20 protein-coding genes are annotated in these 25,793 nt (G+C 41.2%); 10 read left to right on the top strand and 10 right to left on the bottom strand.

Annotated features, from left to right (window positions below):
• Nucleotides 1-15: 15 nt before the first annotated feature.
• Nucleotides 16-1,038, bottom strand: coding sequence for a dehydrogenase (locus KF872_00795; protein ID MBX2902060.1), 1,023 nt, complete (start codon nucleotides 1,036-1,038; stop codon nucleotides 16-18).
• A gap of 220 nt (nucleotides 1,039-1,258) precedes the next feature.
• Between KF872_00795 and KF872_00790 the strand changes: the two genes are divergently transcribed.
• Nucleotides 1,259-3,085: a 6-phosphogluconolactonase gene (locus KF872_00790; GenBank protein ID MBX2902059.1), complete on the top strand. Its 1,827-nt coding sequence runs from the start codon at nucleotides 1,259-1,261 to the stop codon at nucleotides 3,083-3,085.
• A gap of 5 nt (nucleotides 3,086-3,090) precedes the next feature.
• Here the strand turns inward: KF872_00790 and KF872_00785 are convergent, their stop codons facing one another.
• Entirely contained in the window at nucleotides 3,091-4,170 is a 1,080-nt protein-coding gene (locus KF872_00785; GenBank protein ID MBX2902058.1) for an LptF/LptG family permease, read from the bottom strand.
• 4 nt (nucleotides 4,171-4,174) lie between these two features.
• The gene (tgt, locus tag KF872_00780; protein ID MBX2902057.1) at nucleotides 4,175-5,305 is read right to left on the bottom strand and encodes a tRNA guanosine(34) transglycosylase Tgt; all 1,131 of its coding nucleotides are present in this window, start codon (nucleotides 5,303-5,305) and stop codon (nucleotides 4,175-4,177) included.
• Between the two features lie 55 nt (nucleotides 5,306-5,360).
• Here tgt and KF872_00775 point away from each other — a divergent pair, with 55 nt between their 5' ends.
• Together KF872_00775 and KF872_00770 are read left to right on the top strand one after the other, a co-directional pair.
• A complete protein-coding gene (locus tag KF872_00775; GenBank protein ID MBX2902056.1) occupies nucleotides 5,361-6,458 on the top strand; it encodes a glycosyltransferase in 1,098 nt (365 codons plus the stop codon).
• A complete protein-coding gene (locus tag KF872_00770; protein MBX2902055.1) occupies nucleotides 6,449-7,057 on the top strand; it encodes a sigma-70 family RNA polymerase sigma factor in 609 nt (202 codons plus the stop codon). Before KF872_00775 ends, KF872_00770 begins: the two co-directional genes overlap by 10 nt.
• 68 nt (nucleotides 7,058-7,125) lie before the next feature.
• Here KF872_00770 and ppk1 read toward each other — a convergent pair whose 3' ends face one another.
• Complete coding sequence (ppk1, locus tag KF872_00765) at nucleotides 7,126-9,183, bottom strand: polyphosphate kinase 1 (protein MBX2902054.1); 2,058 nt, start codon at nucleotides 9,181-9,183, stop codon at nucleotides 7,126-7,128.
• A gap of 70 nt (nucleotides 9,184-9,253) precedes the next feature.
• Here ppk1 and KF872_00760 point away from each other — a divergent pair, with 70 nt between their 5' ends.
• Complete coding sequence (locus tag KF872_00760) at nucleotides 9,254-10,330, top strand: DUF2279 domain-containing protein (GenBank protein MBX2902053.1); 1,077 nt, start codon at nucleotides 9,254-9,256, stop codon at nucleotides 10,328-10,330.
• 11 nt (nucleotides 10,331-10,341) lie between these two features.
• On the opposite strand, the gene KF872_00755 is transcribed toward KF872_00760, so the two are convergent.
• Nucleotides 10,342-12,639 (bottom strand): T9SS type A sorting domain-containing protein, encoded by a 2,298-nt coding sequence (locus KF872_00755; GenBank protein ID MBX2902052.1) that lies wholly within the window; start codon nucleotides 12,637-12,639, stop codon nucleotides 10,342-10,344.
• Nucleotides 12,640-12,726: 87 nt separating this feature from the next.
• Between KF872_00755 and hxpB the strand changes: the two genes are divergently transcribed.
• Entirely contained in the window at nucleotides 12,727-13,434 is a 708-nt protein-coding gene (hxpB, locus tag KF872_00750; protein MBX2902051.1) for a hexitol phosphatase HxpB, read from the top strand.
• A gap of 3 nt (nucleotides 13,435-13,437) precedes the next feature.
• Here the strand turns inward: hxpB and KF872_00745 are convergent, their stop codons facing one another.
• Nucleotides 13,438-13,788 carry an MmcQ/YjbR family DNA-binding protein gene (locus KF872_00745; protein ID MBX2902050.1) on the bottom strand — a complete coding sequence of 117 codons (351 nt, stop codon included), beginning with the start codon at nucleotides 13,786-13,788 and terminating at the stop codon, nucleotides 13,438-13,440.
• Nucleotides 13,789-13,942: 154 nt separating this feature from the next.
• Between KF872_00745 and floA the strand changes: the two genes are divergently transcribed.
• The gene (gene floA / locus KF872_00740) at nucleotides 13,943-14,911 is read left to right on the top strand and encodes a flotillin-like protein FloA (GenBank protein MBX2902049.1); all 969 of its coding nucleotides are present in this window, start codon (nucleotides 13,943-13,945) and stop codon (nucleotides 14,909-14,911) included.
• A gap of 18 nt (nucleotides 14,912-14,929) precedes the next feature.
• On the opposite strand, the gene KF872_00735 is transcribed toward floA, so the two are convergent.
• From KF872_00735 to KF872_00725, 3 genes are read right to left on the bottom strand one after another with little or no spacing between them, the layout of a single operon-like run.
• Nucleotides 14,930-15,856, bottom strand: a complete 927-nt coding sequence (locus tag KF872_00735) for a PorP/SprF family type IX secretion system membrane protein (protein MBX2902048.1) — start codon at nucleotides 15,854-15,856, stop codon at nucleotides 14,930-14,932.
• A gap of 43 nt (nucleotides 15,857-15,899) precedes the next feature.
• On the bottom strand, nucleotides 15,900-17,810 hold the full coding sequence (locus KF872_00730) for an OmpA family protein (GenBank protein MBX2902047.1): 1,911 nt from the start codon (nucleotides 17,808-17,810) through the stop codon (nucleotides 15,900-15,902).
• A 54-nt stretch (nucleotides 17,811-17,864) separates the two neighbouring features.
• Nucleotides 17,865-23,207: a PKD domain-containing protein gene (locus KF872_00725; GenBank protein ID MBX2902046.1), complete on the bottom strand. Its 5,343-nt coding sequence runs from the start codon at nucleotides 23,205-23,207 to the stop codon at nucleotides 17,865-17,867.
• A 192-nt stretch (nucleotides 23,208-23,399) separates the two neighbouring features.
• Here KF872_00725 and KF872_00720 point away from each other — a divergent pair, with 192 nt between their 5' ends.
• The 4 genes from KF872_00720 to rnpA all read left to right on the top strand — a co-directional run bounded on the left by KF872_00720 (nucleotide 23,400) and on the right by rnpA (nucleotide 25,016).
• Nucleotides 23,400-23,741 carry a DUF3127 domain-containing protein gene (locus KF872_00720; GenBank protein MBX2902045.1) on the top strand — a complete coding sequence of 114 codons (342 nt, stop codon included), beginning with the start codon at nucleotides 23,400-23,402 and terminating at the stop codon, nucleotides 23,739-23,741.
• A 10-nt stretch (nucleotides 23,742-23,751) separates the two neighbouring features.
• Entirely contained in the window at nucleotides 23,752-24,330 is a 579-nt protein-coding gene (locus KF872_00715) for a YdcF family protein (GenBank protein ID MBX2902044.1), read from the top strand.
• 127 nt (nucleotides 24,331-24,457) lie between these two features.
• A complete protein-coding gene (gene rpmH / locus KF872_00710) occupies nucleotides 24,458-24,613 on the top strand; it encodes a 50S ribosomal protein L34 (GenBank protein ID MBX2902043.1) in 156 nt (51 codons plus the stop codon).
• A gap of 4 nt (nucleotides 24,614-24,617) precedes the next feature.
• Nucleotides 24,618-25,016 carry a ribonuclease P protein component gene (gene rnpA / locus KF872_00705; GenBank protein MBX2902042.1) on the top strand — a complete coding sequence of 133 codons (399 nt, stop codon included), beginning with the start codon at nucleotides 24,618-24,620 and terminating at the stop codon, nucleotides 25,014-25,016.
• Here rnpA and KF872_00700 read toward each other — a convergent pair whose 3' ends face one another.
• The gene (locus tag KF872_00700) at nucleotides 25,017-25,715 is read right to left on the bottom strand and encodes a response regulator transcription factor (GenBank protein MBX2902041.1); all 699 of its coding nucleotides are present in this window, start codon (nucleotides 25,713-25,715) and stop codon (nucleotides 25,017-25,019) included. It abuts the gene before it with no gap.
• Nucleotides 25,716-25,793 lie beyond the last annotated feature (78 nt).

The following is a 25,793-nucleotide window of genomic DNA, read 5'->3' as shown; positions in this document are numbered from 1 at the left end:
CGAACGAGGTAGAACTTATATAGTCCAACTTGTTAAACCATGATTGGTGAAAGAATAGCGCATGGTTTTGCCGCCAAACTTTTGCAAGGCTTCAATAACTGCGTATCGGTTGTTGTACGGTGCATAAAAAAACATAAATCCACCACCTCCGGCTCCCGACACCTTGCCTCCGGTAGCTCCGGCTTGCATGGCGGTTTCGTAAATTTCATCTATAAGCGGATTAGAAATGCCGCTTGCCATTGCTTTTTTATGTTGCCAGCCATAGTGCAATATTTCGCCAATTCTATCTACTTCGCCAGTTAGCAATGCTTCTTTCATCATAAGGCTTTGTTCTTTAAGGCTGTGCATGGCCTCGATGCTTTTTTCGTTTTTCTGCTTTACGTTTTCGCGTTGCTTTTCTATGATTTCGCTCGAAAGGCGGCTGGTTTCCGTAAAGAACAGTATTAGATTATTTTCTAACTCATGCAGGTATTTCTCTTTAATGCGCAGTGGATTCACAATTACTTTATCGCTTGCATAAAACTCCATATAGTTTACACCGCCAAAAGTAGCAGCATATTGATCTTGCTTGCCGCCCGCCATTGCTAAATCTTCGCGCTCTATGCTATATGCTAGGTGTGCAATATCGTATTCGCCCAATGGTAATTTTAACCATTCTACAAATGCACCCAGCATAGCTACCACCAAAGTAGAAGACGAACCTAAGCCGCTGCCCGGAGGTGCATCTACATAAGTAGTGAGTTCAAATGAAAGCGGCTGCTTTGTAAAGTTACGCACAATACGATTATACACGCCTTTGGCTAAATCTAGTTTGCCGTTTAGTTCTAATTCGGTGATAGAATTAAGGGTATAAGACTCGTTTCTATCTATAGCATTTAAGCGAATTTTTCTATCGCTGGTAGGCTTAATGGTGGCGTATGCATACATGCCTATGGTGGCATTTAAAATAGCTCCACCATATAAATCAGAATAAGGGCTAACATCGGTTCCGCCTCCGGCTAAACCCAACCTGAGCGGTGCTTTACTTCTGTAAATCATAGTGCAAACGTGCAAAAAATTCGGCTCTTAATTTCTTTTAGTACCTTCTTTAATAAACATGCCGAAAGGCTTAAAAGTGTGTTTTTTCCATAAATTACTAACATTTTCACCCGCAGTGCTGCCGAACTTATTCTTTACAAACGCGTATTATACTTAGTTCACATTCAATAAAATGAACTAAAATTTTATTATCGCACAGCATTAGAGAAACAATTTGTTAATGACGAGTATTGAAATGGCCATTGAGCAGGAAATTGAAAAGCGTGAAGAAGCTCCTTTTGTTGCACCAGATACTAAGTATTTTAAAAGTCGCGAAGAGTTTGACAGAGCTTTAGGGAAAGACTTCATAAAACATGCCAACAAAGTATTAGAGCGGGGCGAAAAATTTATTGTGGGTTTATCGCACGGGCAATCTCCGGCAGGAGGTTATGAATATATTTTTAAAAACTATGCTGCGCTTGTAAAACCCGAAAACATTATTTACACCTTTGTAAATTCACCACTAAGCACCCAGGTCAACTTAACCGGAGTTACAGACGCTACCGCCTTTGTAAGAAAATTATACAAGGCAGGGTATATTAAACGCAACCAAATTCTTGGTTCTTCTATTTCGCGCCAATCGTTAGAAACATATATAGAAGAGTTCAACAAAACCATTACCGGATACCTGCAAAAAGAAAATAAAACAGGTTTAGATTATGTGTTTCTGGCATGCAGCCCCGAAGGCAGGGTCGCAGCTATTGAGCGCAATTCTAAGTCTTTCGATTCTTCAGAAATATCGGTATTGGTAAATTACAGAAAGGAGAAAGCCATGACTGCCACTCCTTACTTCTTGAAACTTTCGGCACGCATTGCCTTTTTAGCAACCAAAGCCGATAAACGCAGACCCTTAGCATGGCTCTATTCTGTTCATGGAAAACCCAACGAAAGCCCCAGTTTTTTACGATTTATTGATAAGGTTGAAAAGCGCATGAGTGTTTTTATTGACGATGAAGCACTTACTTGGCCACAAATTGAGGTGGTGCGCGAAACACCTTACGGCAACAGTATTATCCGCATAGATACCGCCACTCCATACAAGCCCAATGCCAAAGAAAAATTGCCTGTAATGGTAATGGTTCATGGATTTTTGGGACTTAACTCGTTTGACGGTTTACTGGCAAGCATTTCTACACAAAAATGTATTGCAGCCGCCATGCATTACGGCACTATTCCTCACGATTTGCCTCCGGCAGAATACTCGCACCATATTGCTAAAAACATAGATGCCGTAGTAGATTTTTTTGGCAGCAAAGGGCATCCGGTATATCTCTTTGACCATTCTATGGGCAACATTTACTTTTTAATGATAGACCGTGAACTTAAAGAGTATCCTGCCATAAAAAAATACCTGCGTGGCAGAATTGGCGCCAACCCATTTTTTGGTATAGAAGCCAAACACGCGCTGCTCGGATTTTTAGATACGGTAATTATGCCATCTATGTCGCCCAAGCAAAGCCTAACTGTGCGAACCATGCTACTGGCATTGCGCAGTGTTATTCCTTTCGATTCTAAAAAAGGCGTACGAAAAAGAGGCATTAACCTTACCGACTGGCTTATTAGCAAAGATTCCGAAATGCGCGAAAAAATCTGGGCCGCTTCTAAAGTGCGCATCATAGAATTGATGAGCGAAATGGATTCGCTGCCGCACTTAAACAGAATACCAATTGAACAAGCGCTGAATAGGCTTCCGGCAAAGGTGTTTGCTATCCAAACCCATTCTGCATTGGAGCAATCTATTGCTTTCGATAATCAAAAAGGCTTAATCAATTTCCCCAAATACAATATTCCGGTATTGATACTAAAAAGCGAACACGATGGCGTAGCAAAATTTGTTCCCGAAATTTACCAAGGAAGAAATATTCAAGTAGTGGATGTAACCAATGCACAAGAGCACGATTTATTTCGCGAGCATTTATTCTTTATGGTATATCCCGAACAAGCCACTCAAATTATCGAGAATTTCATTGCCAAAACCGAGGCCGAAAAAAGAGCAGAAGAAAACTAAAGACTCTATTTGGGCGCTTTCCTAAGCAAGTAAGCCGCTATTACAGCAAAAATGATATTAGGAATCCACACGCCAATAATTGGCGGCAAGGTTGAATTGGTTGAAAACGTAATGGAGAATTTCATAATAACTTCATAGAGTGCACTCAATCCAATTCCCAACACCAAATGCCAACCCATACCGCCACGCATTTTCCGCGATGCCACGCTTACACCAATTAGCGTTAATATATAAATACTAAAAGCCGAAGACGTTCTGCGATAGCGCTCTACTTCAAAAAATTCATCTCCGGTTAATCCCTGTTGGCGCAAATAGTGAATATAATCTACCAACTGCGAAGTGGTCATTTCTTCCTTTAAATTATCGGTAAATTTAAAGTCCTTAGGCTCAAACGAAAACACCGAATCGGCAGATGCTGCTTGGGTAATGGTTTCGGTACCATCTTTGTTTCTGGTGCGTGTGTAAAGATTGCTCAAACGCCACTTCTTCTTATCCTTTTGCCATTCAATTTTTGAACTCCTCAACTTAAAAACCAGCGAATCGTGCACAAACTTATCTATGGAAAATTTGTAGCCATTTGCCTCATCGGGATTATAGTTTTCAATATAAATAAAAGTGCCCGGAGCAATACACCTATGAAAATTGAAATGAATGGCAAAATTGCGTTTGTAGATATAAGTGCGCTCAAACTCTAAGCGTTTTTTATTGGCAATAGGCACCAACTCGTTGTTGCAATACCACAACCCAACAGCAAGAATGGTAGCGCCAACGAAGTAAGGAACCAACATGCGGTAGAAACTGGTTCCGCTATTTAAAATGGCAATAATTTCGGAGCGACTCGCCAACTGCGAGGTAAAAAATATTACTGCCACCAATGCAAAGAAAGGTGCCAGCAATGCCGTAATGTAAGGTATAAAACTGAAATAATATCCGGTAATAATCATCCAAAGTGTAGCATCGCTTTCTACCAAATTATCTACCTTTTCGCTAATATCTATTACTACAGTTATGCCAATAAGCAAACTGATAATAAAGAAGAAAGTTCCTAAGTATTTAAAGAGAATATAGCGATCTAAAATTTTCATGATACTACAATCGTTGCATGAATTTTACAGTCATTTCGTTTTTCCAAGCAGCAAAAGTGCCTTCTAAAATTTTACTGCGAGCCTCCTTCACCATTTTTAAATAGAAACTCAAATTATTTACCGAAGCTATCATGCCGCCAAGTATTTCGCCACTCTGAAATAAATGCCGCAAAAATGCTTTAGAAGTATTGCGCACTAATGGGCTGGTACTGTTTTCGTCTATACTCGAAAAATCGCTCTTCCATTTTTCGTTTTTAATATTGATGACTCCCTGCGAAGTAAACAACATGCCGTTTCGCGCATTTCTGGTAGGCATTACACAATCAAACATATCTACACCCAACGCTATACACTCCAATATATTGGCAGGTGTGCCAACCCCCATAAGATAGCGCGGTTTATCCGAAGGCAATATAGCACATACCTCTTCGGTCATGGCATACATTTCTTCTGCCGGCTCGCCCACGCTTAAACCGCCAATGGCGTTTCCCTTCATATTTTGCGAAGCAATAAACTCGGCAGAAATTTTCCGCAAATCGCTGTAAGTACTGCCTTGTACTATAGGAAAAAGCATTTGCTCATAACCGTAAAGCGGGCTTGTTTCCGAAAATCTTTTTACACAACGCTCCAACCATCGGTGCGTAAGTTCCATAGACTTTTTGGCATACCTATAATCGCACGGGTAAGGTGTGCATTCATCGAATGCCATTATAATATCGGCTCCTATTTTACGCTGAATATCCATTACACCTTCGGGCGTAAAAAGATGCTTTGAACCATCAATATGCGAGCGAAAAGTGGCACCTTCTTCTTTAATTTTTCGCATATCGGCAAGGGAATATACTTGATAACCTCCACTATCGGTAAGTATAGGTTTGGCCCAACCGTTAAAACGGTGTAAGCCGCCTGCCTGCTGCAACACATCGGTACCCGGGCGCAAATAGAGGTGATAGGTATTGCCTAAAATTATTTGTGCCTGCACTTCGCTTTCCAACTCTTTAAAGTGCACCGCCTTAACTCCGCCCAACGTACCCACAGGCATAAAAATGGGTGTTTCTATGGCTCCATGTGCCGTCTCTAAAACCCCGGCTCTGGCTTTGCTACCGGCATCTTTTGCATTTATGGTAAAACTCATTCGCAGGCGAAAATAGTTTTTACATTGTGTTGCTTTTTAAAAAGCAGCTAAAAAAATGAACGAAGCCGTTCTACATTATTGCTTACCGATACAAATAGTGTGCATAGCATTTCTTCTTTTCCATTATGTAAGAAGAAAATTACCTGCTACACCAACCATGCTACCACAGCAGAATCATGAACCCATTTCAATTATTATTTGCGCTCATAACGAAGCTAAAAACCTCGAAGAAAATCTGCCACGTATATTAGCCCAACAACATTTGGAGGCTACCGTAATTGTGGTAAACGATCGCAGTACCGACCATACCGCAGATGTACTTGCAACATTAGCAAGCACACATCCTCAGCTACATATTATTGAAGTAAGCGAAGCAGAAAAAAACATACCGGGCAAAAAATTACTATTGCTAAAAGCATTGCAAGCAGCCACTACCGAAAAAATAATAGTAACCGATGCCGACTGCTTTCCGGCAAGTACCCTGTGGGCTGCACACATGAGCACCTACCTCAATGGCAATACAAGGTTGGTGTTGGGTTTTTCGCCTTTTTACCAACAAAGAAGTTTACTCAATAAATTTATTCGCTTCGAAGCCACCCAAACCGCTTGGCTTTACTTTTCTGAAGCCGCACAAGGAAATGCGTATATGGGCGTTGGCAGAAATATGGCTTTCTACAAAAGCGATTTTTTGCAATGGTTCCAAAACACTACGCATGCCATTGCTGGTGGCGATGACGATTTGTTTGTAAATGCCACTGCTACTCAAAACAATGTGGCATTGTGCCTGCAACCCGATAGCTTTGTATTTACACATGCAGCTACATCGTGGCAAATATTTTTTAGGCAAAAAGCAAGGCATGTACAAGCTGCCTATTACTATAAAAAACAGGATCAACTACTGCTGTTTTTATTTGCGCTTGCACAATTTCTAACAATAGCCATTCCTATTTGCAGCATTTTGCACTTACCTTTGCTTATGCTAAGTATTCCTCTTTGGCTAACATTGCAAACTGCTTTGTCTTTCAAAGCCTACAAAAAGTTTGCTCAAACAGACTTAGTGAAGTGGATACCGCTCTTGCAACTAATTTTCATTTTCTATCTATTGATTGTTTTTTTATTATCGCTTCTTAAAGGGAAGAAAACTTGGAACTGAATTCAAAATTTTCACCGCGTGCCAAAGAAGACATGGAATTGGTAACGCTCGCACAGCAAGGCAACCAACAGGCATTTGGCAAGCTGATGGAGCGCTATCGCGAAAGCATATATTTCATGGTGTTAAAAATGGTACACAACCGCGATGATGCCGAAGATTTAGCGCAAGAAGCATTCAGCAAGGCCTTCAATAACTTAAAAAATTACAGTGCCGAATACGCATTCAGCACATGGTTATTTAAAATTGCTACCAATAACTGTATAGATTTTATTCGCAAAAAACGATTACAAACAACATCGCTCGATTCTACTGCAGTTACAAACGAAGATGGCGATTCGCCTACTATTGCCGTGCCGGATCACAATCCCAATCCGGAACAAAGTATTATTAAAGAGCAAAGAGCCGAGCGCATTAGAATGGTAATAGAAAAATTATCGCCCAAATACCGCCAGCTTATTGAACTTCGCTATTTTGAAGAGTTAAGCTACGAAGAAATTGCAGAGCAGTTAGATATTCCTTTGGGCACAGTAAAAGCCCAGCTTTTTAGGGCAAAAGATATGCTCTATTCTCTACTAAAAGTTACTCAAGAAAAATATTGAGTTTAGAGCAGCAGCCCGCTTCAAATAAAGCAATTCACTTTCACTTATAGATGCTGTAACAGGCATATTTACGATGCTTCCATTTTAGCTAAGTATGCATAAATTTTATCTTGTGCTTGTACGCTTCCTTTTGCAGGAGTAGGGCGATGCTGATTGCGCTGAGCTGCATCTATTATTCTGGCTTTTACATTATCGCTCCATTGAATTTCGAGCATTTGGCGCAAGTCTGCCTGTATTTTTTCATCATAAATGGGGCAGCTTACTTCTACGCGATTATCTAAGTTGCGCGTCATCCAATCGCTGCTACTTATGTAATAGAGCGGCTTGCCGCCATTCTCGAAAATAAACACCCTTGAATGCTCTAAAAATTTATCTACAATGCTAATGGCTTCTATATGTTCGCTTTGCCCTTCTATACCCGGAACCAACACGCTCAACCCTCGAATAATACAACGTATTTTTACGCCTGCTCTACTAGCTTCGTAAAGTTTGCGAGCCATATCTTCGCTGGAAAGGCTATTGAGTTTTATAAAAATAGATGCCGATTTTCCTTTCTTGGCATTTTCTATTTCATGATCTATCAACTTACAAAAATGCCTGCGTGTTTGATGAGGAGAAACCACCAATTGCTTAGTGTTTAGCTGCTTGTAATTCTTCAAAAAGAACTCAAATATATCGGCAATTTCTTGCCCAATTTTTTGGTTAAAAGTAAGCAGCGAATCATCGGCATAAATAGTAGAAGTAAGTTCGTTGTAATTGCCCGTGGTGATATTGGAATAGCGCTTAATTTTTCCTTTTTCGAGACGCTCAATAAGGCATAATTTGCTGTGTACCTTTAAGCCAGAAACACCATATACTACATGCACACCTTCGTCTTGCAATTCTTTTGCCCAACGTATGTTTGCTTCTTCATCGAAGCGCGCCTGCAATTCAACGATTGCCGTAACCTTTTTCCCGTTCTTAGCCGCATTTACCAAAGCATTTGCCACCATACTGTTTTTAGCAAGGCGGTACAAGGTCATACTAATACTCTTTACATTAGGATCTATGGCTGCTTCGCGCAATAAGTCTATAAAATGGCTAAACTTTTGATATGGATAATGCAGCATCACATCTTGTTTCCGCAACACTTCAAACATGCTTTTGTTGCTGGCGAAAGCCGGATGCGTGAGTGGCTTATGCGGAGTGTAAACCATGTTCTTGCCACCCACATTCGGAAAGCGTATAAAGTCTTTAAAATTATGATACCGCCCACCGGGAATTAAATTGCTAAGTTGCTTTAAATTCATTTTAGAAGTAATGAACTGAAGCAACTGTTTATCAATAGTATTATCAAACACAAAACGTACAGGCAAGCCCTTTTGGCGTGCTTTTACACTCTTAGATATTTTATCTATAAAACTCTGCGATATATCGTTATCAATATCCAACTCGGCATCGCGCGTCAGTTTTATTGTCCATGCCTCAAACACCGTAAAATCAAACTGGGCAAAAATATCGGGCAGGCAATAGCGGATAATATCGTCTAAGAGTATAATATGCTTTTGCTGCGAAGCAGAGGGAAGCACCAAAAACCTATCTACCACTTCGGTAGGCACTTCAATAAGTGCGTACTGTACCAGTTTAGTATTGTCTGCTTTCGATAGTTTTATGGCAAGGTAAATGGCTTTTCCTTTTAAGTAGGGAAACTTGGCAACTTGGTTCAGCATAATTGGCACCAAGGCGGGGCGCACATATTCATTAAAATAATTCTTTACAAAATCGCCTTGTGTTTTGGTAAGTTGTGTTTCGCTTATTAAAAACACTTTATGCTGCTTTAGTTCTTGCACTATTTCGGCATACACGGCTTCAAAACGAACCGTTTGCCGAATAACTATTTCCTGAATTTCTTCCAATAGCTTTTTGGGCTTTGGTATAGGAATGTCTTTTGTTTTCTTCCCCAACTCAACAAAGCGCTTTACGGTAGCTACCCGCACTCTAAAAAACTCATCTTGGTTATTAGAAAAAATTCCCAAGAAGCGCAATCTTTCAATAATGGGCACTTTAGGGTCTGCGGCTTCTTGCAGCACTCGTTCGTTAAAACTCAGCCAACTAATTTCACGATTAATGAATTTCTCGTGCTTCATACTTTTTGTTGTTTATTCGCAAGCGATGTATTGCAAACAAATAGCAAAAAGTCGAACATTCTGCCTACGGTTGCAAAATTTAATATTGGCAACGCTGCTTGGTTTGCTGCCTGTGAGTATGGCAGCACAAAACGAAACCGCTCTGCTACTGCCACAAGCAGCTTTTGAAAACAATACGACAACTCCCATTTCGCCAGTTTTTAAACAATTGATTCCCGACTCTGCTATTACTATTAAAAAGAAGCACTGGTTAGAAAATGCATCTACGCTAAACAAAAAGCGTGTTGGCGGTGTAGTAGGCACTTCTACCGGAGTTTTTGCACTTGCTATGGTGGGTTTAGATCGCGTGTGGTACGAACAATACGCTCGCAGCAAATTTCATTTTTTCGATGACTCTAAAGAGTGGAACCAAATTGATAAATGCGGCCATGCCTCTGCTGCCTATTTTATTTCGGTATATGGCTACCACGCCTTGCGCTGGAGTGGAATGAAGCGAGTTCCTGCTGCACTTACTTCGGGTGCAATGGGCTTTACCTTTATTTCTTTTATTGAAGTACTAGATGGCTTTTCGTCTAAATGGGGCGCGAGCGGCAGCGATTTTGCAGCCAACTTTTTGGGCGCAGCCTTGGCCACAACGCAGTATGCTGTTTGGGGTGAGCAACGCATTCAATTAAAGTACTCCATACACTTAAATCCATATCCACGCGGTGAACTAAAGCAGCGTGCCGATGACTTATTTGGCACTTCGTTTGGCGAAAAACTAATTAAAGATTACAACAACATCAATACTTGGTTGTGCTTTAATACGGCTTCGTTTTTTAAATCGCAAAAGCACGCTAAGTGGTTGAATATTGCCATAGGCTACGGTGCGGGAAATATGTATGGCGGTTTTGAAAATACTTGGCGCGATAAAAATGGAAATCTAGTAGACAGAACTGATGTAAAACGCTATCGAAAATTTTTTATTTCTATTGATGCCGATTTAACTAAAGTAAAAACCAACAACAAGTTTGCAAAGGTAGTATTACAGGCGCTCAACATTATTAAACTTCCGTTTCCTGCCATAGAATTCAACACCTTAGGGCAAGTTGTTTTTCACCCTATTCATTTTTTGAATTTATCTATGCCTGTATATTTCAAAAAGTAGCAGTGGTTTACCTACTGTGTTTTCAATACTTTTTTAATGGCAGTGCGGCCACTTACAGTATCTTTTATGTAAAGTAAATACATGCCATTTTCTAATGGCTGCATATCTACCATATTGCTCGAAAGCAGCTTACTCATACGCACACTGCCAAGTATATCCAGCAATTTTATTTCGCAATTGCCGGGAGCAATATCGCTTTGAATATACAATAGGCCGTTGGTAGGATTGGGATACACGCTTACATCCAATGTTTCCTTCCTAATATCTTTAATGTGCGTAGGCATAATTTTTGAAGTATCGCCAAACAATAAATGAATCATTACCGATCCGGGAAGGGTTTGGCAAATACTCGATTGCTTCCATGTAGCATTGGTGTAAATAAAGTAATGGCCGCAACCTTTGCTGCTATTTCTATCGTAACCAATTTGCAAATTGCGAAAATCGTCTTGGGTCCAACCGAAATAAATTTTCTTGTTTACAATCAAGGCTGTATCTAAACGATATACTGCAAAGCCATTTATTGAATCTATGTATTGCGGAGTTCTGTTATTAGACTCCCAAATTGGAGCGGGAGGGTTAAACTGCTGCAACACCAGCGAATCCCAAATATTAAATTGAAAAACTAAGTTGCTTACATTCTCATCTATATTGGTAAAAAATATTTTAAATCCGGTGAGTGTATCGGTTTTGTTCAAGTTAAACTCGTAAGCAAACTTTTTAATTTTGTTGGGATCGCCAAACAAGCCATAAGCCTTTTCGGCAGTGCCATCATCGTATGCTAATTCGTTGGCAAAAACCTGCGTAGCGGCAACCGTATCATTGGTGCGCAAGATGTCGAGCGGGCTTATCCATTCTTTCATAAAAACAGCTACAGAATCGGTATTACCCAATGCTGCGGGAACACTAAAATCTGCCTTAGGATTTCGGCTGATAGTGCTTGAATATCCTGCGTTAAATGTTTGAATAGGCGCTACATACACAGAACTTGATGCCGGAAATTTTTCAAGTCCAAAACCTTCAAAGTTAGTAGCCGGAGCATTGTTATTATAGTAATTTAAGTTGCGCACATACAGGTTCATGGTGTCGGTTAAATCATCGGCTCCGGTATATTGGTCGGCCGGCATGGTGTAATAGTTCTTGAGCATAGAACCAAGCGGACTAATAATGGCTATATCGTCTATAAGCGTATCGTTTATGCTTCTGTTTTTATCTAAGCGCACATAGTCCACATGCCAATGGTCGTTGTTTCCGGTAAGCGATGCCTTATTGCGAAAACGGAACTGAAATCCATCGTAGAAATAATTCTTAATTGGTATTTGCTTTGCAGGGAAGCCCAACAGCACTTGCTTAAATTCCAAATCGCTTCCTGAAGGAATGCTATTGTATCCCGGGCGGCTCCATATCACATCCCATTTATCGGTGTACTCGTTCTTAAACTCCACTATCAGCGAATCCAATTTATCGGGATAATCGCCCAAGCCCATTGGCTGGTAAAAGAAACTGAAATACAAAGAATCGGCCTCAACAAAACTGCCCAAGTCTAATGGTACCGAAGTAAGGTAATCTGCCGTACCGTAAGAACTTTGCTGAATAAATGGATCGTGTGGTCTTCCATATTCATTTAAGCCATCTAAGGTAGCCACACCAATTGTTGGCGGAAATATAGAAAGTGTATTATTGATAAACGCAGCATTATCCATCCAAAGCCAGTTAGTATCTAACAAAGCGCGATACAGCACCGGAGCATAATCAAACAAAGTATCGGGGTTTATAGAGTCGTTTACCATTAGCACAGAATCTATTTTTGCTCCGGTAGTAGTATTAAACGTATAAGTGTAATACTCCGGATAAAATTGATATGTATATGAAACCACATCTAAACACTTAGTGCCTGTAGAAGAAAAATAATTAAAAGTAAGCGGGCTTTTTGGCGTAGAATCTACTTGCTGGGTATTGATATTATACGAATAATTCCATGAAGGTTGCAGATGAAAACGCCCGGTAATAGAGGTAATAAGATTAGCATCTAAACAAGGACCCGAAGCATTCACAATAGAATCGTACACATAGTTTTCAGGAAAGGCAAATGTGCGCTGCCGCACCACCGAAAAATCATCTACAAAAGGAATTTTTTTAGAAGCTGCCTCAATTATGTAATTACCTTGGGCATTGTGGCGTGCAGCACCAATATTGGCTGCGCCTTTATACTTTACTCCCAAGGCAGGATTGCCCGATAGCGGAATGAGTGCATCTTGTGCTGTGGCACCAATAAAAACAGATAATAGAAGTAAGTAAACAAATAGTTTCATGCTGTAAATAGAACTCCCAAAACGAGTTAAAGTGTTGGATATTGTTTGCAAGCAAAGATGTGAAATATGTCGGCTTAGTGAAATTTTATGATACAACTGCTTGAAAACTTTTACTACGATTGTGTAAATTTTAGAATGAAAAACATACATGCCTTTGAAGCCGTAATCTTTGATATGGACGGAGTACTTATAGACTCCGAGCCATTTTGGCGAAAAGCAGAAATAGAAGTGTTTGCCACCGTTGGCTTGCAACTTACCGAAAACGACTGTATGAAAACTACCGGCTTCCGTTTCGATGAAACAATAAAATACTGGTACAACCTACATCCTTGGCAAGGCAAAAGCATACACCAAATAGAACAAGAGGTTTTAGACAAAATGGAATACTACATGCTGCACGAAGCACCACTAATGCCTGCAGTAGAAAGTGCCATACACGCTATCCGCAGCAGCCATGTAAAAGTAGCTGTGGCATCCTCATCTGCCTTGCGGCTCATAAAGGCAACAGCCCACCGCTTGGGAGGCGCACACTTGTTTCACGCATTGGTTTCGGCACAGTTTGAAGACTATGGAAAGCCGCACCCTGCCGTATTTCTTACAGCAGCTAAGCAACTAGGTGTAGTACCCGAAAAATGCTTGGTAATAGAAGACTCCTTAAACGGAGTAATTGCCGCAAAAGCTGCTAAAATGACCTGTGCCGCCATTCCTACCGAACTTGATTTTACCAACCCTAAATTTGCCATTGCCGATTACAAATTTCACCACATGGCTGCAATGCAATCGTGGCTGCAATAACGCTTATTTTATACCTAAGCGCAGCCGCTCCGCCCCCGATAGTTTAGAAGCAATAATACGGTGTGCTTGTTCTAAATAGTGCCGCCACTCCTTGTCTGTAAAATTGCGAATATCAGCCACTTTTATCCACTTATTGCGGGCAAGGTATGGAGCCGGAATACAATCTTCGCGTGCGGTAAGTTTTTCAAAATCTTCATCAGAAACTTTAAATGAAGCATCTACCGGAAAGTTATCGGGCGAAGTAATTAGAAACAACTTTTTTCCTACAGAAAAACACAGATGGCCTCCCCACTTCAAATCTTCGGTAACTGCGGGCAGCGAGTGGCAAACACGTTGAATATCGTCTAACTCCATATACTCAGAATTGTACCCCAAAATAATAAAAAACAAACTGACCCACGCCCGCCTTCCAAAGTTTTAGACCACAAAAAAACGAGCCCACTCCACTTGTGAAAGAAAAAATTCTATATTCATCACCCATTCAACTAACCATTTAAAAATCTGACTAATGGGCATTCCATTTATTTTCCTTGCAATAATTGCTGTTGTTTTCTTTCTGCTTTTCATGTGGTTTTTTCCCGTAGGGCTTTGGATTACGGCAAAACTATCCGATGTGCATATTCCGCTACTCGATTTGGTAGTAATGCGCTTTAGGCGTGTAAACCCCAATTCAATTGTAGATTCTATGGTAGTAGCTACTAAAGCGGGCATTCCATTGGAACATAAATTATTAGAAGCACACTACATGGCGGGCGGTAACATTATGAAAGTAGTTCGCGCATTGGTAAGTGCCGATAAAGCCAATATAGAACTTGACTTTAAGGCAGCTACTGCTATTGATTTAGCAGGTCGCGATGTGTTTGAAGCCGTTCAACTTTCTGTAAATCCAAAAGTGATAGAATCGCCTCCGGTAACTGCTGTTGCCAAAGATGGCATACAATTGATTACCAAAGCGCGCGTTACCGTGCGAGCCAACATTAAGCAGTTGGTGGGCGGAGCAGGCGAAGAAACCGTATTGGCAAGAATTGGCGAAGGTATTGTAACCTCTATCGGCTCTTCGGAATCGCATAAGTTGGTAATGGAAAATCCCGATTCTATTTCAAAAGTAGTGCTGGCAAAAGGTTTAGATTCCGGCACGGCATTTGAAATTCTTTCTATTGATATTGCCGATATTGATATTGGAAAAAATATTGGTGCAGGTTTGCAAATAGACCAAGCCAATGCCGATAAAAATATTGCACAAGCAAAAGCTGAAGAACGCAGAGCCATGGCTATTGCATTGGAACAAGAAATGAAAGCTAAAGGCCAAGAAGCGCGCGTAAAAGTAATTGAAGCCGAAGCTCAAATTCCTATGGCAATGGCCGAAGCATTCCGCAACGGGCAACTCGGTGTAATGGATTACTACAAAATGCAAAACGTACAGGCAGACACTTCTATGCGCGAAAGCATAGCCAAGCAGCCAACCGAAAAAAAATAAGCTAACGGTTGTTTACCATTAGTTCATGTAGCGTTGCGATTTATAGAACGGACGCTTTGCCTTTTTGGGCTTAATGGTATAGCTCACATTTATTTCGTGTGAACCTGTTTGGTGACTCATAAGTTTTCCAAAATTGAAATCGTAAGAATAGCTGGCAAATAGGCCTTTCCAAATGTGTACACCCAGCAAAGCTCCTCCGGCATCGTTGCTGCGGTATATTAAACCGGCAACTATACGTTTACGGAAAGTTGCGTTTATATTTATTTCTGCTTGTGTAATAAACACACTGCTGCGCACAAAAATGCCGGGAGTAAGGCTTACTTTTTCATTTATCTCCCAATTGTATTTTGCATAAGCCATATAGTGGCGCGGCACTTTAAATACCGTAGCATCTTTTTGCGATTGATCTAAATGCGTAATCGAAAAACCAACTGTTGTATTCCAACCCGTAAACTCCAATCCCAATGCAAAATATGGCTTAAAGCGGCTGGTGTTATTGTAAATTCCGCTCTGGTCTGCATCTTGCTGATACACCAAGTCTGTGCCTCGAGTAGAGCGGTTAAGCAATCCCAAACTGGCTCCGGCAGAAAGATACGCCTTACCACCTGCCAAACGCTGCGAATAGGCATACGAAACCCTAGCAGAAATACTGCGCTCTTTCCCTAGCATATCGTGCATTACCACTAAGCCTATTCCGCCTTTTATTTGCGGTATGTAACCATAGGCATCTATTAGCTGCGTAGAAGGTGCATCTTTAAAGCCAACCCACTGCTGGCGTGCCAATGCACTAATGTAAATATCGCGCGTATTGCCTGCCACTGCCGGATTAAACACATGGCTGTGATACATAAAATGCGCAATTACCGTTTCGTTTTGTGCCTGTGTAGAAAATGTAAAAAACAATATGGCAACTGCGGCTAACAATTTGTTCGAAAACTGTTTCATCTATTCAAATTTTAAGATGTGGTTATTCCTGTACTCTTTTCTTTTAATTATTTTTTAAAACCTGAAACGTAGTTCTCCGGTTCTTCTGGTGATCTTCCTCCGTTTTGGCATTCTTAACTACCGGTTGTGTGCTGGCAAAGCCTTTAGATGAGAGCCTTCCTGCGCTTATGCCTTTTTCAATTAAATAATCTACTACACTTTTAGCACGATTTTCAGAAAGTTTCATGTTGTAATCGAGTTTGCCGCGTTCATCGGTATGCGAATTAATTTGCACCAGTGCTTCCGGTGTATCTTCCAGCAACTTCACCAGTTTGTCTAAACTCGGTTTAGACTCTTCGCGTAGCGTGTAGCTGTCGTAATCGTAAAAAATATCTTCAATCTTTATTTCTTCTTTAGGTATGCGTTTGATGCTAAAATCGTAGTTGTGTCCGGTAGCTTTTGAAAACTCCTTGCTAAATTTTTCGCCCTGTGTGGTTAGCTTTCTCGAGTCGCCAAAATAGCCTGGAGCAATGGCGTTTATCTTGTAGTCTTTATCTTTATCTAGATTGAAAACATACTCTCCGTTTGCATTGGTGAAAGCAGTATCGGTGGAGCCATCGGCTGCGGTTAAAACTACTTGTGCATTGGCAATTGGTTGGTTGTTATCTACATCTACAATTCTTCCCTTTACGGTAAGCAATACCGGGGTTAGGTAAAAACTGTAAACATCATCGCCACCTATGCCGCCTATGCGGTTGGAGGTAAAAAAGCCTTTATCTTTTTCGGCTCCGGTGTATGTAAGAAAAAAATCATCGCTGCTGCTATTAAATGGCGGCTTTAAATGGGTAGGTTTTGAAAAATTTCCATCGCTATTAAGAATAGAAAAATACAAATCTAATCCTCCTAAACCGAGTAAACCATCGCTGGAAAAATACAAAGCGGAATCGCGCATTACCGGAAACATCTCATCGCGCTCGGTATTGATTACCGAGCCTACATTTACGGGCTCACCCCACTCATCGCCATTCTTCTTGGTTACCCAAATATCGCTGCCGCCTTTGCCGCCTTCCATTTTAGAAGCAAAGTATAACTTGCTGCCGCTGGGCGAAATAGCAGGATGCTCCATATCTGCCACTTGCCTAAATGCAAGTTTTATAGGCATGGGAGCGCTCCAATCGCCATCTGCACCTAAAGTGGTTTCAACAATCACGCAGTGTTCTTCTTTGCTTTTATTGTCGTTACACTTTGTAAAATAAGCTGTTTTGGTTGCCTCGCAATAGGTTAATACACCTTCGTTGAATGGCGTATTCAGCACATCTACTTTTTTAGGCTTGGCATAACTTTTATCTTCTTTGCTGTACGCTGTAACATAAATATCTGAAAAACCTTCACCATCAAACGAGTACGTTTTGTCGGTCTTTTCATCTGTTATTTTAGAAGAAGTAAAGTAGAGTTTATCTTTTATTTGAATGGGCGCATAATCATTGTACTTTGTATTCACCGAGTTTTCATTTTTAAATGTAAACAGCGATGAATCTTTAGGTAAACCTAATGCGTAATTGCAGTTGCTTAAAATGAGTACGCCATCTTTGTCGTCCGGCACTTCGGCAAGAAATTCCGTTATTTTTGTTTTAGCATTGGCATAGTCGCCCAAGCGTAAATAGATATTGGCTTGATGGTATAAATAGTTTGGATTTTTATAGCCGCCAGCCTTTGCTTTATCGTACCACTTTACTGCTTCTAAACCCTTGCCCGTATAGCGAAGGCTTTCTGCAATTTTAAACTTCAAATCTCCTGTGTTTTTAGTACTCTTCGATTTTTCAAACAGTTTTTGATACATGCTTAATGCGGTAGCATATTCCTTATTTTCAAAGGCAGCATCTGCAATTTCCATATCGGTTTGAGCATGAGTATGGAGTGCTCCCGCAAATAACATGGCAGCAAACAATATGGCTAAACGGCATTTGTTTTTCATAGAAACAAAATGTTCGGTATAATAATTCATGTTACAAATGGTGTGTCTTTTTCGTTAATCCTGAATGAGCAATACAGTTCCTTTTACTACCGATTTTCTATCCGTAATATTTTCTAATTCCACAATGTAGAAATAGGTTCCCGGAGAAACTTTAGCACCTTTGTAAGTGCCGTCCCAACCTTCTGTTCCTTTGTAAAGTTCTTGCCCCCAACGGTTTAAAATCACTAAATCGTAATCCTTTAAAAACACATCGTTTCTTCCATCTTTATTAGGCGTAAAAGCATTGGGAAAATCTACTACACGCACAATGGCAGTATCGGCTACACTCCGGCAACCATTGTCTTGTGCAACTACTACTACCGTATCTTTATTATTGAATTTAGAAGAAGCATAGGTGTTTTCGGTACCCGATTGAACCGATTTCCCATTCACAAAAAATTCGTAGTTGGCATAACCGGAAGGATTTGCTGTAAACACAATTTTTTCTTGCGGGAAAATACGATTCTCTTCTTTGTCGCTGGTAAGTTCTACCACCGGAAGTTGTTTTACATTTACTGTTATATCTTTTCGTGCTTCTAAGGTTTTACAGCCACTGGAAGTAGTTGCAGAAACATAATAGGTTGTAGCCTGCGAAAGCGATCCGGTATTTAAAGTAGCACCTGTTCCAATTACATTTCCATTGATTGGAGCATCCCACCACGTAATGGTAGCACCTTGCGAAGCTGTGGCTGTAAGCACTGCAGAATCGCCATAACATACCGAGGCATCGCTTGCTGTAACACTAAGCACAGTTGGTGCTTTAATTACCGTAACGGTAACCGGAACCCTAGTGCCATTGTGGCGGCAACCATACTCGTTTACAGACTCAAGATAATAGGTTGTGGTAATAGTTGGTGCCACCGTAAGCGGGCTTGTGCCTACTAAATTGCCCCCTGTTTCGGCATCGTAAAAATTATAGCTCACATTACCTCCCAGCGAATTACTTCCGGTAAGCACAGTGCTGCTGCCCTCACAGATAGTAGCATCTTGCGAAGTAGCCGTAGGCACTGTGGGCGAAGGATGCACCGTAACCTGTTTAGTAGCTGCAACAGAAATACCACAAGTATTTTCTGCGGTTACACTCAATGTGTGTGTGCCGGCAGTTGTCCAATTTACGGTAACGCTCGTAGTACCTTGCCCTACCACAATAGTACCACCCGAAGAGAGTGTCCAATTATATGAAGTAGCATCTGCAATGGCAGGAATACCATATACAGCTTGCGTTGGGCACAGGGCACTATCGCCAGCAATTACGGCATTCATAACAGGAGCAGCCGGTTGTACTTGAACTTGAATGGTTTGTGCAGCACTTTGCCCGCAATCGTTTTCTGCATACACAGAAACAGTAAATGTACCGCTGGTACTACCCCAATCTACATTGATGCTTGTAGTACCTTGCCCCGAAACTATAGTTCCTCCTCCGGAAAGCCCCCACACATAATTCGTAGCATTAGCTACACTTTGAATAGAATAACTTTCGCTTACACCACCACAAATAGTTTGCAAGCCCGTTATATTTCCTGGCTTAGCAGGCGCATCCGGTTTTACTGTAATGTTGATAGTTTTAGGTAAACTGTTGCTGCAAGAGCCATTGGCAATTACACTCACGGTTCCACTCCCCGATTGAGTCCAACTTACATCTACCGATGTGGTACCTTGCCCCGAAGTAATAGTACCGCCTGTTACATTCCACACATAGCCGGTAGCATCCTGCACCGCAGCAATGTTGTATGTTTTGTTGGAAGGACAGAACAACGTATCGCCAGTAATATCGCCCAATACAGGTGCACTACCATTCAATACGTTAACAGTAAGACTTGTTTGCACACTCGAACCACACACATTTTGAGCCGTAACCGATAATGTGTAAGGACCACCAACTGTTGTCCAATCAATAGTTACAGCAGTAGTATTTTGACCCGAAATAATTGTACCGCCACCTGAAAGAGTCCAATTGTAAGCAGTTGCCTGCCCTATTGCACTAATGGTATAAACCGATGTGCCCGGACATGGAGAAGTATTGCCTGTAATTGCAGCAGGCGCAGGCGGTGTGGTATCAGAAACCGTTACATTTAAAGAAGCCGTAGTAGAACTGCCGCAAACATTACTTGCCACTACAGTAACTGGGAAAGTACCCGATACTCCCGGCCAATTTACTGTAATAGATGGTGTACCCTGTCCCGAAACTATACTGCCGGGATTGCCAACCGTCCAAGTATAACTGGTGGCGCCCAATACATTTGAAACACTATATACTTGCGAGCCTTTACACACAACATCTCCGCCATTTATATTACCAATATTGGCAGGCGCGCCATCTGTAACCCGCACCGTTAATACGCTTGCAGTACTGCTGCCACAACTGTTGGTAGCTGTAACACTTACTGTATAAGTTCCGGCTGTAGTCCAGTTTATGGTTGGATTCAATGCTCCTTGTCCTTGCGTAATAGTACCGCCACCCGAAACTGCCCATGTGTATGAAGTAGCATTGGCAACCGGGCCAATGCTATAAGTTTTACTTCCCACGCACACGCTGGTATCGCCAACAATAGCTCCAGGCTGAGCAGGTGGTGGATTTTGCACCATTACACTTAATGTATTAGATGCATTACCACAATCATTGCTTGCCTGCACACTTACGGTATAAATGCCGCCCGGTGTTGTCCAATTTACATTTATGGAAGTAGTGCCTTGTCCTTGCGTAATAGTGCCTCCGTTAGAAACGCTCCATTGGTAACTAGAAGCTCCGGCTACAGGTGTAATAGAATATGTTTCGGTACCCGGGCATGGATTATTACTACCGGAAATTACACTCACTGAAGTAGGAGGCGCTGTTTTTACAGTTACTGAAAGTATTGCTGTAGCATTGCCACAAGTATTACTAGCTGTAACACTTACTGTATAAGTTCCGGCTGTAAGCCAATTTATAGTAGCGCTATTCTGCGATGAAGTAACATTACCACCACCCGAAACTGCCCATGTATATGAAGTAGCATTAGGCACCGCATTTATACTATAAGTTTGGTTGCCCGGGCATGGATTGGCATTTCCTGTTATGGTACCTAAGTTTGAAGGTGCAGCATTTTGCACTGTAACTTGTGCGGTTTGCCCCACCGAGCCACAGCCATTACTTGCCGTTACACTTACTGTATATGGACCACCCGCAGTAGTCCAATTGATGGTATTGGAAGTAGAACCCTGCGCGCCCGTAACCGAGCCTCCTCCAGATACATTCCATACATAATTAGTGGCATTTGCTACTGCCGGCACTGTATAAGTTTGGCTACCGGGGCATGGGTTCAAGTTTCCGGTAATAGCACCAATACTTGTAGGAGGGCCGCTCTGTACATTTACAGTTAGCGTTCCTTGTTTAGAACCACAATTATTAGAAGCAGTAACCGTAACTACATAAGAGCCTGCATTCGTCCAAGTAATGGTGGCATTGGTAGAATTTCCACCACCAGTAACACTACCGCCTGCAGGTGGCACAGACCAACTATAACCTGTGGCATTGTTTACCGCAGTTATAGCATAAGATTGAGCTCCCGGGCAAGGACTCACAGAGCCAGAAATAGCGCCCACATTATCCGGAAGTTGGTTTACCGTAACTGTAACCGGCACACGCGATGCACTCACGCAACCCGGATTATTATTATCATCTGCCTCAACATAATATGTAGTAGTAACCGAAGGTGTAACTGTCATAGGAGCCGTTCCAATAGAAGTTCCCCCATTGGCTTGCGTATATATTCTATATGTAACATTACTACCTCCCGAAGCTGTAATTTGCGAAGACTGACCAACACAAATAGTGGCTGGGCTTGCCGCTGCCGTTGGAGTTGCAGGTTTAGGATTACAAGCAATTGTGCGGCACAAAACATTGGGCGCCACCGAAAGATTAGTAACTATGGGAGATACGGAATTATTAGAAACAGCATTTGCATTCCAACTATTGTAGTAAGGACTGGCATAAGAATATGAAGGCGTTTCGTTGGTAGGCGACAAATCTGTTTGTGGACAATCTGCCGGAGCATTTCCTGCCGAGTCTGCTTTTATTAACTGCAAATCGAAATTAGTAAGCCCGCCCGCAAGCGATAAACTGATATAGCCTTTATCTGAAACCTGCTGTCCGGTTGGTAGTAGAGCAAATGTGCTCACACTGTATTGCTTACCAAAAATAGCACTTCCGTTAGCCGGATTCACTTTTAACAACGCAGAAGAAACAGTTATTGAAGGTAGAGCAATCATTTGCGCCCAAGTAGCATAATTACCATCATCCGTTTCAAAAAAAGTATTGGGCATAAATGGATATTGCCCAAATATGAAGTTGCTGCCCACAGAGTATTTTCTTATCCATGTTGGCGCAGACCAACCTCCCGAACCCGGCAAACGCATCAATAAACCCGGTCTGCCATCGCCATCATTTCCTGCAATAAGCGGAAGCCCTGCAATTGTTTTATTGGCAGATGCCAAATTTTTACTTTTTTGGGTAGTAGAGGTGCTTGGTGCATCTATCTGCTGGTGGTAAGTAATAGTTCCGCTGGCAGTTGTTTTCAAAAACAAGGCATCTGTTGGGGTGGCATCATCGCCATCGCTATTGGTAGCTGATCGGAAATCGTTTACATCGTAACTACCTACGGCAATGTAACCATCGCTCACTTCTACCACATCTGTAAAAGAAGCATCGTTGTAAATTCTATCGGCAGGTAACTTGGCAGAAGTTTTGTAGTATCTAAAAACATGGTGCCACAAGTGATTACCATTGGCATCGAATTTTACAATTATAGGCGAACCAATTTGCTCTGTTTGCGAATCGCCATTATTATCGGTGTAAGTAATGGACGAAAACTTGATTTCAGGACCTGCGCCATCGGGATCGTAACCCGTTACATACCCAACCACCACATAGCCGCCATCGCTTGCTTTAGTTAACCTATTAAAATACACACCCGTAGCCGCACTCATAGAAAAATTAGTAGAAATAACCGGAGTGCCCGCACTATTCAACACCAATAAAACGCCTGCATTAGACTCAGTACCACCACAAGCATAGTACTGGCTGGCGGCTGCATCTTTCCTAAGATCATTCAACTGGTACGCCAAACTATTGGTAGCATAACGTTTTGACCATACTACGTTTCCATTTCCATTCACCTCGGTAATGGAAGAAACTATTGGAATTATATTGGTATTCCAACCACACAATACATAATTTCCTGTAGTAACCGACTCTACCGTTTTTGAAGCAAAATCGAAATTGTTGATATCGTAATTGATTCTAAAGGTAGTTTGCTGCGCAGTTACACTTAAAACTGCCAACAAAAAAAGAACTGAAATTTTTGCTCTGATAGCACCCATAATCAGATAATGTTTAAGCGGGTAAAATTATCTTTTTATTCAATTCATGCTAACAAATGCTAAAAAGAATATCGGTTTTGCACCTAATCTTCAAGAAAACCTTTACAGCCCGCACAACACTCGCAGAATTACGCTCGATAATTTTCAATTCATTGTAACTTTACGGCACATTACTTACTCAAATAAATAAATATGGAAATTACAGGAACTCTTGTGGCACTTTTAGAAACCAATACCGGAGTTGGAGCCAACGGACCTTGGAAAAAGAAACCATTTATACTCGAAACCAAAGAAAAGTTTCCAAAGAAAGTAGCCATCACCGCATGGAACGAGCAAGCCGACTTAGCCGACAAACTTTCTGCCGGAACAGAACTTAAAATAAGTTTCAACCTAGAAAGCCGAGAATTTAACGGCAAATGGTACACCGATGTAAAAGCATGGAAAATTGAAACACTAGGCAATACCGCTGTGCAGCAGCCTCCAATACAAGAACCGGATTTTGTGCCGGACGATTTTGATCCGCTTCCATTTTAAACTATATAATATGCGTTACCTAACACTTTTAACCGCAATAATTCTTTTGCTTTCGGCAACATCTTGCTCGCTCGAAAAATTAGTAAACAAGAAAAATTCAAAAAGTTTTGCCAAAGCACCCTACGATGTAGTTATTATTCCCGGCTACCCTTTCGAAGCAAGCAGCCACCAAGAATTATTCAGTATAAGAGTTCACTGGGCCAAAGCGCTTTACGACCGCGGCATTGCACGCAATTTTATTTTTTCGGGCAATGCCGTACACACACCTTACGTAGAAGGAACTTTAATGAAAATTTTTGCCGATAGCCTCGGCATACCTTCCGGCAATACCTTTATTGAACCCAAAGCACTGCACAGCAACGAAAACCTTATATACGGAAAAAAATTAGCCAAGAAACTCGGTTTCAAAAAAATAGCAGTGGCTTCCGATCCCTACCAAGTTGCCTACCTAACTATTTTGGTAGATTTATATACACCCGGCATGCCTATACTTACCTTTTCGCCCGATTCTATGCCCTTTTTCAATAAAGATTTACCTGCTATAAATAAAAATCCCGCCTATGTTCAAAACTGGGTAAGCGACCTCTAAACCACCACCCGGCAGCATAAAAACGGCAATTAAACCACAAGATTAAACATAGGCTATGTTTTTTCGGAAATAGTGATATATTTGCCTCCCTTTTTAAAGAAAGCAGACAAGAAAATAGCAAAATATTATGAAACGTACTTTCCAGCCCAGCAGAAGAAAACGTGTAAACAAACATGGCTTCCGCGAAAGAATGAGCACTAAAAATGGAAGAAAATTACTTGCCCGCAGAAGAGCAAGAGGCAGAAAAAAACTTACAGTTTCAGACGAAAAACGTCTCAAGTAGTTCTTTGGAGTTGCTAAAGGGCTTTAGGTTTTCTAAACCCGAAAAACTCAAAAAGAAAACAGTAATAGACGAAATTTTTCTGAAAGGCAAAGCGATTCAAAAAAATGGCTTTGCCTTTTTGTATTTAGAAAAACCCAACTCTGTTCAGGTACCGGCACAAACAATGTTTGCCGTAAGCAAACGCAACTTTAGGCTTGCCACCAACCGAAACAAAGTAAAGCGCCTATTGCGCGAAGCCTGGCGCCACCAAAAACATACGGTGTACCAAACGGCTGCCAACCAACAACGGCAGTTTGCCATTTGCATTATGTTTAAAGGAAAAGAAATCCCCGATTTTAAGATGGCGCAAACTGCTATTCAGCAACTGTGCGAAAGATTCTGCAAAGCAATTTCTACACAATAATCACTCATCGGTAAACTTATAGCCCACACCTCTAATAGAGTGAAAATAAACAGGATTGCGGGCATCTTTTTCAAAATACTTTCTAAAAACAAGTATAAAATTATCTATCGTTCTGGTAGAAGGGTACACATCGTAGCCCCATACATAATTCAATATTTGCTGGCGCGAAACCACTGTTCCTTTGCGGTCTATCAACAACTTAAGCAATGTGGTTTCCTTTTTGGTAAGCTCTACTTCGCCTCCATTAGCAAGCTTAGCTTTGTAGGTAACAAAGTTTATTTCGTTGCCCCCAAAAACATAACTCTTTGCTTCTACCGCCTCTTTTGTGCCTTTTAAACTATGCTTCACCAACACGCGCACCCGCAAAATCAACTCCTCCAGGTTAAATGGCTTGGTAAGATAATCATCGGCACCTAACTTTAAACCATTTATTTTATCGAGGTAATTATCCTTTGCTGTAAGAAACAAAACAGGCGTATCTAAATTGCTGAGTCTAATTTTTTCGCACACCTCAAAACCACTCATTTCCGGCATCATTACATCCAAAATAACAAGGTTAAAATACTGCTCCGAGAACTTCTTCAAGGCTTCAACTCCATTTGTAGCAATAACCACTTCAAACCCTTCCATTTCGAGGTTCATGCCAATTACATCCGCCAAATTTTCTTCATCTTCGGCCAGTAGAATTCTTACACTCATACAATTGCCAATATTACTTTATTCCAATCAAACTTGATGCAAACTTATTCATGGGCGAAATATTTATCTTCGCGCACT

The organism is Chitinophagales bacterium (assembly GCA_019638515.1).
Lineage (GTDB): Bacteria > Bacteroidota > Bacteroidia > Chitinophagales > LD1 > UBA7692.
The sequence above is the reverse complement of the archived record's forward strand: the minus strand, read 5'-3'. Positions and strand labels throughout refer to the sequence as shown.